This is a genomic window from Kitasatospora sp. NPDC101183 (genome assembly GCF_044767945.1).
Lineage (GTDB): Bacteria > Actinomycetota > Actinomycetes > Streptomycetales > Streptomycetaceae > Kitasatospora.
The window spans coordinates 203,870-216,631 of sequence record NZ_JBIWOW010000007.1; the positions used below are offsets into that span (position 1 = coordinate 203,870).

At 72.5% G+C, this 12,762-nt stretch carries 14 protein-coding genes; all 14 read left to right on the forward strand.

Features of this window, described 5'->3' with window-relative positions:
• Positions 1-66 precede the first annotated feature (66 nt).
• The 14 genes from ACIRRS_RS11980 (at position 67) to ACIRRS_RS12045 (ending at position 12,744) form a co-directional block, all read left to right on the forward strand.
• Positions 67-594 carry a hypothetical protein gene (locus ACIRRS_RS11980; RefSeq protein WP_402968504.1) on the forward strand — a complete coding sequence of 176 codons (528 nt, stop codon included), beginning with the start codon at positions 67-69 and terminating at the stop codon, positions 592-594.
• Positions 569-1,561 carry a bifunctional lysylphosphatidylglycerol flippase/synthetase MprF gene (locus ACIRRS_RS11985; protein ID WP_402968507.1) on the forward strand — a complete coding sequence of 331 codons (993 nt, stop codon included), beginning with the start codon at positions 569-571 and terminating at the stop codon, positions 1,559-1,561. The genes ACIRRS_RS11980 and ACIRRS_RS11985 overlap by 26 nt, the downstream gene beginning before the upstream one ends.
• 63 nt (positions 1,562-1,624) lie before the next feature.
• Positions 1,625-2,758, forward strand: a complete 1,134-nt coding sequence (locus ACIRRS_RS11990; RefSeq protein WP_402968510.1) for an acyl-CoA dehydrogenase family protein — start codon at positions 1,625-1,627, stop codon at positions 2,756-2,758.
• A gap of 52 nt (positions 2,759-2,810) precedes the next feature.
• Entirely contained in the window at positions 2,811-3,836 is a 1,026-nt protein-coding gene (locus ACIRRS_RS11995; RefSeq protein ID WP_402968513.1) for an SDR family oxidoreductase, read from the forward strand.
• Entirely contained in the window at positions 3,833-5,095 is a 1,263-nt protein-coding gene (locus ACIRRS_RS12000) for an aspartate aminotransferase family protein (RefSeq protein ID WP_402968516.1), read from the forward strand. Before ACIRRS_RS11995 ends, ACIRRS_RS12000 begins: the two co-directional genes overlap by 4 nt.
• 38 nt (positions 5,096-5,133) lie before the next feature.
• A complete protein-coding gene (locus ACIRRS_RS12005; protein WP_402968519.1) occupies positions 5,134-5,610 on the forward strand; it encodes a type II toxin-antitoxin system RatA family toxin in 477 nt (158 codons plus the stop codon).
• Positions 5,607-6,131 (forward strand): flavin reductase family protein, encoded by a 525-nt coding sequence (locus ACIRRS_RS12010; protein ID WP_402968522.1) that lies wholly within the window; start codon positions 5,607-5,609, stop codon positions 6,129-6,131. Before ACIRRS_RS12005 ends, ACIRRS_RS12010 begins: the two co-directional genes overlap by 4 nt.
• Positions 6,128-7,375, forward strand: a complete 1,248-nt coding sequence (locus ACIRRS_RS12015) for an NAD(P)/FAD-dependent oxidoreductase (protein WP_402968525.1) — start codon at positions 6,128-6,130, stop codon at positions 7,373-7,375. Before ACIRRS_RS12010 ends, ACIRRS_RS12015 begins: the two co-directional genes overlap by 4 nt.
• Before the next feature lie 43 nt (positions 7,376-7,418).
• Complete coding sequence (locus ACIRRS_RS12020; RefSeq protein WP_402968528.1) at positions 7,419-8,243, forward strand: MBL fold metallo-hydrolase; 825 nt, start codon at positions 7,419-7,421, stop codon at positions 8,241-8,243.
• On the forward strand, positions 8,236-9,783 hold the full coding sequence (locus ACIRRS_RS12025) for an MFS transporter (protein WP_402968531.1): 1,548 nt from the start codon (positions 8,236-8,238) through the stop codon (positions 9,781-9,783). The genes ACIRRS_RS12020 and ACIRRS_RS12025 overlap by 8 nt, the downstream gene beginning before the upstream one ends.
• A gap of 414 nt (positions 9,784-10,197) precedes the next feature.
• Positions 10,198-11,037 carry a hypothetical protein gene (locus tag ACIRRS_RS12030; protein ID WP_402968534.1) on the forward strand — a complete coding sequence of 280 codons (840 nt, stop codon included), beginning with the start codon at positions 10,198-10,200 and terminating at the stop codon, positions 11,035-11,037.
• A gap of 237 nt (positions 11,038-11,274) precedes the next feature.
• A complete protein-coding gene (locus ACIRRS_RS12035; RefSeq protein WP_402968537.1) occupies positions 11,275-11,487 on the forward strand; it encodes a DUF397 domain-containing protein in 213 nt (70 codons plus the stop codon).
• A gap of 269 nt (positions 11,488-11,756) precedes the next feature.
• Positions 11,757-12,311: a flavoprotein gene (locus ACIRRS_RS12040; RefSeq protein WP_402968540.1), complete on the forward strand. Its 555-nt coding sequence runs from the start codon at positions 11,757-11,759 to the stop codon at positions 12,309-12,311.
• Positions 12,283-12,744, forward strand: coding sequence for a transposase (locus ACIRRS_RS12045; protein ID WP_402968543.1), 462 nt, complete (start codon positions 12,283-12,285; stop codon positions 12,742-12,744). Before ACIRRS_RS12040 ends, ACIRRS_RS12045 begins: the two co-directional genes overlap by 29 nt.
• Positions 12,745-12,762 lie beyond the last annotated feature (18 nt).

Below are 12,762 nucleotides of genomic sequence, written 5' to 3' on the forward strand. Positions count from 1 at the left end.
GGGCCGCGTACTTGACGCAGACTTTTCCCGGCACGCCGCCCGGACGGGCACTGAGGTGGGGTTGAAATGGATGCACTGAATCGTTTCGAAACGAAGAAAACGTTCCTCTGGACCCGCCTGGAATGGTTGGCGGGCCTCGGCGTCGCGGTATTCCTGACCCTGACGCACCTGGGGGAGATCCGCTGGCCGGTCTTCATCGCCCTGTTCCTGGTCATCGACCTCGTCGGATACATCCCCGGCGCGATCGCGTACCGGCGGGCGGGTGGGGGCGACATCGCCAGGGGCTACTACGTGGCCTACAACGTCATGCACAGCCTGCTGACCTCGATGGTCGTCGCCGGCCTGTGGGCGTGGCTGGTCGAGCCCGAGTGGGCGCTGCTGGCGCTGCCCGTCCACCTCTTCGGGGACCGGGGCCTGTTCGGCAACTCGCTCAAGCCGCTGGGTACGTCCTTCGAGCCGATCCGGCACCCGGCCTTCGCCGCGTTCGAGGGCGCGTACGCCGCGGCCCCCTCGCCGCGTCCGGCCGGGGGTTCGGCCGAGGGCTCCACGGGAGAGAGGAGCGCCGCCGATGCCGTCAGCCCCGTCTCGGCTTGAGGACGTCCGCTCCGCGCTGGAGCGGCACGCCGACAACCCGAGCGCCTTCCTGGCCCTCAACACGCGCACCGAGTACTTCCGCGCGGACGGCCTCGACGGCGTCATCGCCTACCGCACGGCCGGGCGCCGGCTCGTCCAGTTCGGCGGCCCCTTCGCCGCCGAGGAGGACCGCGCCCCGCTGCTCGCCGCCTTCCAGGAGCACGCCCGCACCACCCGGCGCAAGCTGATGGCCGTCCAACTCCAGTGCGAGGACGCCGAGTTGTACGCCACGCAGGGCTTCACCGTGAACCAGATCGGCGCCTCCTACGCGATCGACCTGGCCCGCTTCACCCTGCGCGGCTCCAAGTTCGTCCGGCTGCGCAACAAGATCTCCCGCGCCAAGCGCAGCGGGCTGGTCGTCGCCGAGGCCGACCCGCTGGAGGTCGACGCCGAACTCACCGAACTGGACCGGGACTGGCTGCGCGGCAAGGGCCGCTTCGCCAAGGAACTGGCCTTCCTGATCGGCGAGCGCACCGGCGAGGCCGCCCCGCTGCGGCGGCTGTTCGTCGGGCGGATCGAGGGCGAGGTGATCGGCTACATCTCGTACTCGCCGGTCTACGGCACCCGGCCCGGCTGGCTGCACGACCTCACCCGGCGCCGCCGCGAGGCCCCGCCCGGGGTGATGGAGGCGATCAACGCCCAGGCCGTGCAGACCTTCTGCGAGGACGGCGCCGGCTGGCTGCACCTGGGGTTCACCCCGTTCACCGGGCTCGACCCGCAGCACGAGGTGGCCTCGGCCAGCCCCATGGTCGCCAAGGTCGTCCGCTTCCTCGCCGAGCACGGGGAGAAGGTGTACCCCTCCGCGACGCAGGTCGCCTACAAGGAGAAGTGGGACCCGCACACCGTGCTGCCCGAGTACCTCGCCTTCGACGGCGGGGCGAGCCTCGGCGCCATCCTCGGCCTGATGCGGCTCACCAACGCGATCTGAGCCCCGCCGGCACTCCGTAGCCCTGCACCGAACCGCACCGAACCGCACCGAAGGGTTGTACAGATGGGATTCCTGGACCGGGAACGCGCCGCCCTGGAAGCACTGCTGCCGGGCCTGGACGCCGAGTTGGCCGCCCTGCCGCTCGCCGCGCTGGAGGCCCAGGGCAACCCCGGCGTCAAGCTGTTCCGCGAGGCGGGCGGCGCCGGGCTGCTGATCCCCGCCCAGCACGGCGGCCTGGGCGCCGACGCGCTCAGCGCCGTACGGGTCCAGCGGGCCATCGGCGCCCGCTCGCCCTCGCTGGCCGTGGCCACCACCATGCACCACTTCTCGCTGGCCAGCCTGGTCGTGCTCAGCGAGACCGGCAACGGCTTCGAGTGGATGCTGCTCACCGGCATCGTGGACGGCAGGCTGCTGCTCGCCTCCGGCTTCGCCGAGGGCAGGCCCGGCGGCAGCATCCTGAGCCCCAGCATGACCGCCGAGGTCACCGAGCAGGGCCTGCGGGTCAGCGGCGCCAAGCGCCCCTGCAGCCTGGCCCGTTCGATGGACCTGCTGACCGCCAGCGTCATGGTGCCCCGCACCGACGGCCCCGGCGAGCAGCTCGCCGTGGTGCTGATCCCCTCCACCGACCCGGGCCTGAGCGTGGCGCCGTTCTGGGGCAGCTTCGCGCTGGCCGGGGCGGAGAGCGACCAGGTCACCGTCACCGACGTGCTCGTCCCCGAGGACCTGGTGGTGCGCACCGACGTGCCCGAGGGCGAGCTGCTGGACGACATCCAGACCACCGGCTTCGTCTGGTTCGAACTGCTGATGACCGCCAGCTACCTGGGCGCGGCGAGCGCCCTGGTCGAGCGGCTGCTGGCCAGCCCGAAGGTCCCCGCCGGGGACAGGGTGCGGCTGGTCACCGAGCTGGAGGCGGCGATGGCCGGGGTGGAGAACATCGCCCGCCAGACCGGCGCCGAGCGCTGCGAGCCCGGCCTGCTGGTCGACTCGCTGCACGTGCGCTACGCCGCCCAGGACACCATCGCCCGGGTCGTGCCGCGCGCCGTCGAACTCCTCGGCGGCCTCAACTTCATGAGCTCCGACGACATCGCCTACCTGGCCGCCGCCGTCAACGGGCTCGGCCTGCACCCGCCGGCGCGCGGCCGGATGGCCGAGCCGCTCGCCGACTACCTCGCCGGCGGCGCGCTGGCCATCGTCTAGGCCAACCGCCCCTCCACCAGCCTGACTTCGTACATCTAGGGAGAAGAAGAACGTGAGCAAGCCGACTCTGCTGCTCACCGGTGCCACCGGTGTGCTGGGCCGGGCCTTCATCGACGAACTCGCCGACGACCACCACCTGGTGTGCCTGCGGCACCGCACCCCCGTGGACGACCCGCGGATCGAGGAGCTGCCGGGCACCCTGGGCGACGAGCACCTCGGCCTCGGCGCGGACGGCCTGCGGCACCTCGCCGGCCGGATCGACGGGGTGCTGCACTCCGCCGCCCACACCGGCTGGAAGGCCACCCGGGACGAGCTGTTCCACGCCAACGTCACCGGCACCGAGCACCTGCTCGGCCTGGTGCGCCGCGCCGACGTGCCGTTCACCTTCGTGAGCACCGCCTTCGTGGCCCGCCCGCAGGGCGATGAGCACAAGGAGGTCGGCCCGGCCGCGTACGTGGACTCCAAGGCCGCCGCCGAGCAGCTGGTGCGCGACAGCGGCGTGCCCGCCGTGATCGTGCGCCCCTCGGTGGTCTGCGGGCACTCCGAGACCGGCTACATCGCGGCCTTCCAGGGCCTGCACCGGGTCATCGGCGGCGTCGCCATGGGGATCATCCCGGTCCTGCCGGCCGGCCCGGAGGCGCCGATCGACACCGTCCCCTCGGACGTGGCCGCCCGCGCCGTCGGCAGGCTGATCCGGCGCGGCACCACCACCGGCGAGTTCTGGCTCACCGCCGGCCGCCAGTCCCTCACCCTCTTCGAGTGCGTGGAGCAGGCCATGCTGGCCGCCGAGCGGGCCGGCTTCCCGCCGGAGCACCCGCCGCGACTGATGCCCACCGAGGCGCTGGACCGGCTGCTGCTGCCGCTCCTGGAGGACACCCTGCCGCGCTCGGTGCGCCACAACTTCCGGGTGTTCGCCGAGCTGATGATGCTCTTCCAGGTCTCCGCCAAGATGGAGTCCTCCTTCGGGGAGCTGGGCATGGCCGAGGAGGTCACCCACGCGAAGCTGAAGGACGCCTTCGGCAAGTGCTCCGACTACTGGGTGCGTGAGAAGATGACGGCCCGCAAGGCGGCGGCATGAGTACCGACGTCGAGGCTGCGGAGGGCGTCGACGCCGAGCTGATCGGACAGCGGTACGAGCGGCACTTCGGCCACGGCAAGGCCTCGCTGGCGCGGATGCTCGGCGCCGTCGTCGAGACCCACTCCGAGGGCGCCTGGGTCACCGCCGCGGACGGCAAGCGCTACCTGGACTTCGGCGGGTACGGGGTGTTCATCCTCGGCCACCGCCACCCCCGGGTCGTCGAGGCCGTCAAGCGGCAGATCGACCGGCACCCGCTGGCCACCCGCGTCTTCCTGGAGCCCGTGACGGCCGCCGCCGCCGAGGCGCTGGCCTCCGTCAGCCCCGGTGACCTGGACTGCGTGCACTTCGTCAACTCCGGCGCCGAGGCCACCGAGGCGGGCATCAAGCTCGCACGGGCGCACGGGCGCACCGCGCTGATCACCACCGAGCGCGGCTACCACGGCAAGACCATCGGCGCGCTCAGCGTCACCGCCAACCGGCAGTACCAGCAGCCGTTCAAGCCGCTGCTGCCCGACACCAGTCAAGTCCCGTACGGCGACGCCGTCACCCTGCGCCGGGCGCTCGCCGCCCGGCCCGGTCGCGGCTGCGTCATCCTCGAACCGGTGCAGGGCGAGGGCGGGGTGCGCATGCCGCCGCCCGGGTACCTGCGCGAAGTCGCCGACGCCTGCCAGGAGTTCGGCGCGCTGCTGATCGTCGACGAGATCCAGACCGGCCTCGGCCGGCTCGGCACCTGGTGGGGCTGCGACGTCGAGGGCGTCGTCCCCGACATCATGCTCGTCGGCAAGGGCCTGTCCGGCGGGGTCGTCCCGGCCGCCGCCATGCTCGCCCGTCCCGAGGTCTACCAGCCCTTCGGCCGGGACCCGATCCTGCACACCTCCACCTTCGGCGCCTCCCCGCTGGCCTGCGCGGCGGCCCTCGCCGCCGTCGAGGCGATCCGGGACGAGGATGTCGTCGCCCGTGCCGCCGCCCTCGGCGAGCGGCTGATCGCGGGTGTGCGGCGCACCGTCGCCGCCCGGGCGCCCTGGCTGATCTCCGAGGTCCGGGGGCGCGGCCTGCTGATCGCGATCCAGCCCGTCGAACAGCGCTTCGTCGGCGAGCTGCTGCTGGAACTGATGGACCGCGGAGTGCTGCTCAACCACTCGCTGAACGCCTCCGAGGTCCTGCGCTTCACCCCGCCCGCCACGCTCACCGAGGACGAGGTCCAGCTGTTCCTGACCGTCCTCGCCGAGGCGCTGACCGCCGTCGCCGAGCGGGCCTGAGCCGTTCTCACTCCCGCGTACCGGAAAGGAACCACCCCATGCCCAACGTGACCATCCACGTGCTCGCCCCGGCCGTCGCGCCCGCCGAGGCCTACCGCCGGATCAGCGACTTCGCCCGCTACCCGGAGCTCACCGAGACCGTCAAGAACGTCGAGGTGCACGAGCCCGAGGCCGACGGCTCGGTGCTGTCCGAGTGGACCGTCCACTTCCGCAACGGCCTGCTCAAGTGGTCCGAGCGGGACACCTTCCACCCCGCCGACATGGCCATCTCCTTCGAGCAGACCAAGGGCGACTTCGCCGAGTTCGGCGGCGACTGGCGCATCGAGCCGGACGGCGAGGGCACCCTGGTGCGCTTCGTCGCCGACTTCGACCTCGGCATCCCCACCCTCGCCGCGATCCTCGACCCCGTCGCCGAGAGCGCCCTGCGCACCAACATCCTCAAGATCCTCGAAGGCCTGCTCGGCGAGGCCCAGGAGATCGTCGCCGACGAGACCGCCGGAGCCGCGCGGCCGTGAAACTGACGCTCGCCCGCACCGGCACCGCCGAACCCGACCCGCAGGACTGCCTCGACCTCTACCGGCGCCTCGCCGGGGCGGTCACCGTGGTCACCACCTGCGGCCCGGACGGCGAACCGCTCGGCCTGACCGCCTCCGCCGTCACCACGGTGTCGCTGCGGCCGCCGATGATGCTGGCCTGCCTGTCCGGCGGGTCCGGGACGCTCGCCGCGCTCCGCACCCGCCGGGCCTTCGCCGTCCACCTGCTGCACGGCGGGCAGGAGGCGCTGGCCACGACCTTCGCCGGGCCCGGGGGCAGCGCCAAGTTCGCGCGGCTGGCGTTCGGCTGGGAGCTCGGGGTGCCGGTGCTGGAGGGCACCCTCGGGCGGGCGGTGTGCAGGCTCGTGGAGGAGCGGGTGTACGGGGACCACAGCGTGGTGGTGGGGCGGGTGGTCGCGGTGTCGGCCGACGAACCGCCCGGCTCGCCGCTGGTGTGGTTCGAGCGGGGCTTCCGGGCCCTGGCCGAGGGGGAGGCCCCGTGACGCACGTGGTGGCAGCCCCGCCCTGGCGGCCCCTCGACCTGCCCTCCGCGCCGCCCGTGCGCGGGGAGGTCCGGGCGGACGTGGCGATCGTCGGCGCGGGCCTGACCGGCCTCGCCACCGCCCACCACCTGCTGCGCCGCGACCCCTCGCTGTCGGTGGTCGTCCTCGACGCGACCGGCCCCGCCGGAGGCGCCAGCGGCCGGGGCACCGGCCTCGTCGGCCCCCGGATCGGCCCGCCCGTCGACCGCGCCGTCAAGCGCTTCGGCGAGCAGACCGCGCGCGCCTGCCACCTCGCCAGCGAGGAGTGGGTGCGCCAGACCATCGCCCTGGCACGGGAGTTGGAGACCGAACCCGGCGTGGACTGCGGCCTCGACGTCGCCGGGCAGCTTGTCGTCGCCCGGACGGACAAGGCCGCCGCTGGCCTCGCCCGCCGCGCCGAGGCCTACCGCCGCCTCGACCTCGACGTCCGCCCCGTCCCCCACCCCGACGGCTACCGGGCCGCCCTGCGCTACCCCGTCGCCGCCACCCTCGACCCGGCGGCGCTCACCACCGCCCTCGCCGCCGACCTCGCCCGGCGCGGCGTGCGCCGCCACGACCGCAGCCCCGTGCTGAGCGCCGGCGGCGGCCTGCTGGAGTGCCCCGGCGGCACCGTACGAGCCCGGCAGACCGTGCTCGCCGTCAACGGCTGGGCCCGCACCCTGCGGCTGCCCGTCGGCACCGTCGCGGCGCTGCAACTGCACGCCGTCGCCACCGAGCCACTGGCCGCCGCCGACCGCGCCGCCCTGGGGGCGGAAGCCGTCATCGACGCCACCACCCTCGCCCCGTACCACCGGCTCACCCCCGACGGGCGGCTGGTCATGGGCGGCGGCCCCGTCCGCATCCCGCCCACCAGCAGGCCCTCCTCCCACCTCCACGCCTGGGACTGGCTCGCCCGCCGCCTGCCCGTCCGGGCCCGGATCACCCACCGCTGGACCGGGCGCGTCGGCTACACCGGGGACGGCCTGCCCGTCGTCGGCCGCACCGACGAGAACACCTGGTTCGCCGGCGGCTGCTGCGGCCACGGCCTCGCCCTGGCCACCGCCACCGGCGCCCACCTCGCCGCCGCCCTCACCGGGGACGCCCCGCCCCCGCGGCCCTGGCACCGCGACCGCGCCCCCTGGCTGCCCGTCGACGGGCCGGCCGGGGCGCTGATCCGCGGATACCTGAGAGTGCTGGCCAACCAGGCGGGGAAGCAGCCATATTGACGTCGTGTCAGGTCAGTTCAGTTCAGCGAAAGGAAAGTGACAGATGCTCGTCCGGCACCTCAACTTCGGCACCTACCGGCCGCCTTCGCGCCGACTGGTGAACGGCGAGGGTGGCTACTTCCAGGCCGCGCACATGCTCTGCCACTGCCTGCTGCTGGAGACCGACCAGGGTCTGGTGATGATCGACAGCGGCTTCGGCACCCGCGACATCGCCGACCCCGTCGGCCGCCTCGGCCGCGCCTTCCTGCTGCGCTCCCGGCCCGTGCTGCGCCCCGAGGAGACCGCCCTGCACCAGGTCAAGGCCCTCGGGTACGACCCCCGCGACGTGCGGCACATCGTGCTCACCCACCTCGACCGCGACCACACCGGCGGCCTCGCCGACTTCCCCGAGGCTCAGGTGCACGCCTTCGGCCCCGAGCACCGGGCCGCCATGAACCCGCCCACCAAGCTCGAACGCAACCGCTACCGGCAGAGCCAGTGGGCCCACCGGCCGAACTGGGTCCTGCACGAACTCGCGGACGGCGAACGGTGGTTCGGCTTCGAGTCGGTGCGCGACATACCCGGCCTGCCGCCCGAGATCCTGCTCGTCCCGCTGGCCGGCCACACCCGCGGCCACATCGGCGTCGCCGTCGACACCGGCGACCACTGGCTGCTGCACGCCGGGGACGCGTACATGTTCCACGGCGAGATCGCCGACCGGCCCTGGTGCACCCCCGGCCTGAAGGCCTTCCAGCAGAAGGTCGAGACCGTCCCCGACCGCACGCCCAACGTCGCCCGGCTGCGCGAACTGCGGCGCAGCGGCGAGGCCGAGGTGTTCAGCGCCCACGACGTCACCGAGTACCGGAAGCGGGCGAAGCAGCGTGTCTGAGGCACCGGGGCCGCCCGCCCGTGTGAGCCCGCTGCTGCTGATCGCCCTGTTCAGCGGCCTGTTCCTGGTCTTCCTCGACACGACGGTGGTCAACGTCGCCCTGCCCGACCTGCGGGAGAAGCTCGGCGCCGACGTCAGCGGGCTCCAGTGGGTCGTCGACTCCTACCTGCTCACCTTCTCCTGCCTGCTGCTCGGCGCGGGCGCCCTCGCCGACCGGATCGGGGCCAAGCGGCTCTTCGTCGGCGCGCTGGCCGGCTTCGTCCTCACCTCGGTGTGGTGCGCGCTCAGCGGCTCCGTCGGCATGCTGCTCGTCGCCCGCGCCGCCCAGGGCGTCACCGGGGCCGCGCTGATGCCCGTCTCCATGGTGATCATCACCCAGCTGTACCCCGACCCGACGGCGCGCGGGCGGATGGTCGGCATCCAGTCGGCGGTCGCCGGGCTCGCCCTCACGGCGGGCCCGCTGGTCGGCGGCGCGCTGGTCGAGGCGTACGGCTGGCAGAGCGTGTTCTGGGTCAACCTGCCGGTCGGCGTCCTCGCCGTTGCCGTCCTCGCCCGGCTGCTGCCCGCCGCCCGGCCCGACCGGGGCCAGGCCGTCGACCTGCTGGGGCAGCTGCTGTTCGTCGCGGGCGTCGGCCTGCTGACCTACGCCCTCATCGAGGGGAACTCGGCGGGCTGGGGCTCGGCGCGCATCGTCGGCTGCTTCGCGGGCGCCGCCCTGCTGCTCGTCCTCTTCGTCCTCCGGGAGGCGCGGCACCCGCAGCCGATGCTGCCGCTCGACTTCTTCCGGCACCCGCACGTGAGCGCCGGGGCGATCATCAACTTCACCGTGTTCGGGGCCATGTTCGGCGCGGTGTTCCTGCTGATGCTCACCCTCCAGGAGGTCGACGGGCTCAGCCCGGTGCAGGCGGGCGTGCGGACGGTCGTCATGACGGCGATGGTGACGATCGCGTCCATCGTCGGAGTCGTCGTCGCCGAGCGGATCGGCGTCCGCATCACGGCCCTGGCCGGCGCCCTCTCCATGGGCGGCGGCCTCCTCGGCCTGCGGCTGGTGAGCTATCACGACGGCTTCGGCGCCTACTGGTGGCAGTTCCTGCTCCTCGGCCTCGGCGCCGGCCTCGCCGGGCCGCCCGTCACCGCCGCCCTGCTCAGCGCCGTACCGGAGGAACGCGCCGGCACGGGCTCGGGCGTCGGGTACACGGCGCGGCAGGTCGGCTCGGTGTTCGGCGTCGCGGCCTGCGGCACCATCGTCAGCCACCACCTCGCCACCTCCGCGAGCACCGCCTTGGCGGGCCTGCCCCTGCCCCCCTCCGCCGTCGACAAGCTCGCCGCCGGCGACCTCTCCGACGCCGCCAAACTCCCCGCCGAACTCCGCCCCCTCGTCCTCCCCAAGGTCGGCACCCTCTTCATGGACGGCACCCACCTCGCCTACACCGCCGGCGCGTGCGCGTGCGCCGTCGCGGCGATCGCGGCCGTCCTGCTCCTGGGCTCCCGACCCGCTGGGGCTGCCGTCCCCGAATCTCGGGTCGCGGAACACATCTGACCCCCGCCTTCACCGCCCGGCCGCTTCCCCGAGGAGCGGCCGGGCCTTCGTGTGCCGCGCATCATCCGCTCTGCTGCAAATGTCCACCGCCGTTCCCCACCATCCACCCCCCACCCCGGCCGGTGGCGCGGCGCCGCCCGGCTGGGTGGCGCGGAGGTGTGGGGAACGAAGACAAGCCCGAAGCTCAAGGGACGCGGGTCGAGTGACCCCTTAGTTGAACGGGTGGGAAACCACCTACCAACCGCCCTCCTGGGCAGCCGATATGACTTATCGTCACGACTTCTCCACCGCTGGTCGCGCCGTGTAGCGTGCGCACCAACGAAACAACCCCCGCCGGTGCTGCGAACACCGAACGGGGGTCTGACCGCTTCGATCGAAAGACCTCGATCTATGGCTATCCACGACTCTACCGCCATGGCCGCCCCCGGATACGGCAAGCGGTCCGCCCCGGAGCAACTTCCGCGTTCGGCAGCCGACTTCTCCGGCCTCCCCACCCGCGAGGCGTACCTCGCCACGCTCATCGACCGCCTCCCGGACGGCGCGGCGATGGACGTCAAAACCCTCGCCGCGCACCAGCCCCTCTTCGGGCAGATGGCCGTCCGCACCGCCCTCAACAAGCTCTCCGCCGCAGGTCACCTGCGCCGCGTGCGCGAGCGCATCGACTCCACCGACTGCCGGTGGGTGTTCCGCACCTACTTCTCCCGGACACCGCGCAGCGACGCCTGGTGGGCGCGGTTCATCGCCACCGGGGAGGCGTCAACGCCCGAAGCGCCAGATCCCCCTGAAGAGCGACGGAGCGCGCAAACCCCCGCCTATGCAGCCCTCGCCGGCCTCGGGCTCGCCGATCCCCGGCTCACCCTCTCCGCCGCCGACTGCTCCGCCCTTGAGCCCCTCGCCGCCGCATGGTTCGCCCGGGGTGCCACCCCCGCCCTGTTCACCGCGGCCCTCGCGTCCGGCCTGCCGCCGGACGTCCACAGCCCGGTGGCCTTCACCCGGCGGCGCCTGGTCGACAAACTTCCCCCGGAGCGGCCCGTGACGGCTGCCCGCATCATCGAGTGCACCAACTGCCGCACCCCCTGCCGCCCACCCGCCCTCCTCGGCGGCCTCTGCCGCACCTGCCGCAGCACCCCGATCCCGCCCCCACCCCCAACCGGCCTCCCACCCACCGCCGTCCGCCGTCATGCCGACCGCATCCGCCAGACGATGGCCACCGGACCCCGCGAACTCCTCGTGCGGTCCGGCCCCGAGGAGTAGCCGGATGCCCACGCTGCACCATCCATACCCCCAGCACCCTGTTCACCCGCCCCCGCATGGCTCGGGCCCGAACACGGAGAACGCCGTTGCGCAGGAAGTCGGCTGGGCCGACTTCCTGCGCTGCGGCTTCTTCGCATTGGTGGTTCGGCCTGGTCCTCGATGGCATCGAGGACCAGGCCGAGAGGCGGAGTCGAGTATGGTCGGCGGAGATGGTCCGCAAGGCGTGAGAGGAACGTCATGATCCCTCCTGCAGACCTGTCCGGCGCCGCGTGGTTCAAGTCCAGCTACAGCAACAACGGCGGCACTTGCGTCGAGGTGGCTCGCAACTTCCCCGGCCTGGCCCCCGTTCGGGACTCCAAGGACCCGCAGGGCCCCGCTCTCGTCTTCCCGGCCGATGCCTGGAAGTCGTTCGTTGCCGCCGTCCAGCACGGCGAGTTCGGCGAGATCTGAGCCGAGCACGCCGTCCGGAGTCGGCCCCCGCCCAGCCGGACGGGGGCCGACTCCACACAAGCCGCTGTGGGACGGGCTGTTCGCCGGTACCGTCCTGCCGGGCGGGTCTCAGTGGATGTGATTGTTCGCGACCGTGCGGGCGGCATCCTCACGGTTAAACCGCCCTACAGGGAAGGTTGGGACCTCCCCGGTGGCATGGCCACGCGTGATCGGCGCGGTTGTGTTCCGGAATTGCACTGCTTCTGCCAGGAGTTGGGAGTCCCGACTTGATGGAGAGCCAAGCGCCCACCCTCTACGTCGTTGTCTGCGCAGCGGGAATCGCCGATGGCGTGGGCGAGCTGATCGCAGCCGCCCACTTGGGTGGCTGGGAGGTTGTCGCGGTTGCTACTCCCAGCGCTCTCGACTTCGTAGACCACGACGCCGTCGAGTCTCAGACCGGCCATCCGATCCGCTCGGCGTGGACCACGCCGAGCGGATCGAAGCCGGCGCCACGGGCTGACGCCATTGTTGTGGCTCCTGCCATGTTCAACACCATCAACAAATGGGCCGCCGGAATCTCCGACACGCTCGCGCTCGGCATCCTGTGCGAGGCGTACGGGTTGGGAATCCCGGTGGCTGTACAGCCCTACCTCAACTCCGCCCAAGCCGCTCACCCTGCCTGTGCCGAGAGCTTGGCTCGGCTCCGGGCGACGGATGTACTCATCGGTGACTGCGTCCCCCACAAGCCGAAGTCCGGTGGTGGCCGTGACACTTGCAACTGGGCTCACGTGCTCGATCTGTTGTGGCCCGCCATGCATGCAGCTGCCACACGCCAGGACTATTGAGCGGCTGCTCCCGGCGCAGGAAGTCGGCCGCGCCGACTTCCTGCGCCGCTGCTTCTTCGCGTTTCTCCTGGCACACTCGAAGTGCTCGGCCGTTTCTTTCCGATCATCGGATCGTTGGTCCGGTCGTGCCGTTAACCGACGCGCAGTGGGCGCAGATGGAGCCGCTTTTGCCGGACCGGACGCCGAAGCGGGCGGGCGGTGGCGGGATCACCGGCAGGTGATCGACGCGATCGCGTGGATGTTCCAGACCGGCTCGCAGTGGGTGCATCTGCCCGCCGAGTACGGCTCCTGGAAGGGCGTTTGCATGAGCTTGCGGAACTTGGTGATCGACGAAACGTGGGACCGGGTCTTCACAGCCCTGTACGAGCAGACCGCCATAGCCTTCCGAGCCGGACTGCACATGGCCGGCGGCATTGTCCGGTCCGCTCGCTGATCAGAGGGAAGCCACCCG

Coding starts and splice junctions, on each gene's coding strand:
- ACIRRS_RS12035 (WP_402968537.1), top strand. CDS start 11,275: ATGATCCCTCCTGCAGACCTGTCCGGCGCCGCGTGGTTCAAGTCCAGC.
- ACIRRS_RS12030 (WP_402968534.1), top strand. CDS start 10,198: ATGGCCGCCCCCGGATACGGCAAGCGGTCCGCCCCGGAGCAACTTCCG.
- ACIRRS_RS12005 (WP_402968519.1), top strand. CDS start 5,134: ATGCCCAACGTGACCATCCACGTGCTCGCCCCGGCCGTCGCGCCCGCC.
- ACIRRS_RS12040 (WP_402968540.1), top strand. CDS start 11,757: ATGGAGAGCCAAGCGCCCACCCTCTACGTCGTTGTCTGCGCAGCGGGA.
- ACIRRS_RS12045 (WP_402968543.1), top strand. CDS start 12,283: ATGCAGCTGCCACACGCCAGGACTATTGAGCGGCTGCTCCCGGCGCAG.
- ACIRRS_RS12020 (WP_402968528.1), top strand. CDS start 7,419: ATGCTCGTCCGGCACCTCAACTTCGGCACCTACCGGCCGCCTTCGCGC.
- ACIRRS_RS12000 (WP_402968516.1), top strand. CDS start 3,833: ATGAGTACCGACGTCGAGGCTGCGGAGGGCGTCGACGCCGAGCTGATC.
- ACIRRS_RS11980 (WP_402968504.1), top strand. CDS start 67: ATGGATGCACTGAATCGTTTCGAAACGAAGAAAACGTTCCTCTGGACC.
- ACIRRS_RS11990 (WP_402968510.1), top strand. CDS start 1,625: ATGGGATTCCTGGACCGGGAACGCGCCGCCCTGGAAGCACTGCTGCCG.
- ACIRRS_RS11985 (WP_402968507.1), top strand. CDS start 569: ATGCCGTCAGCCCCGTCTCGGCTTGAGGACGTCCGCTCCGCGCTGGAG.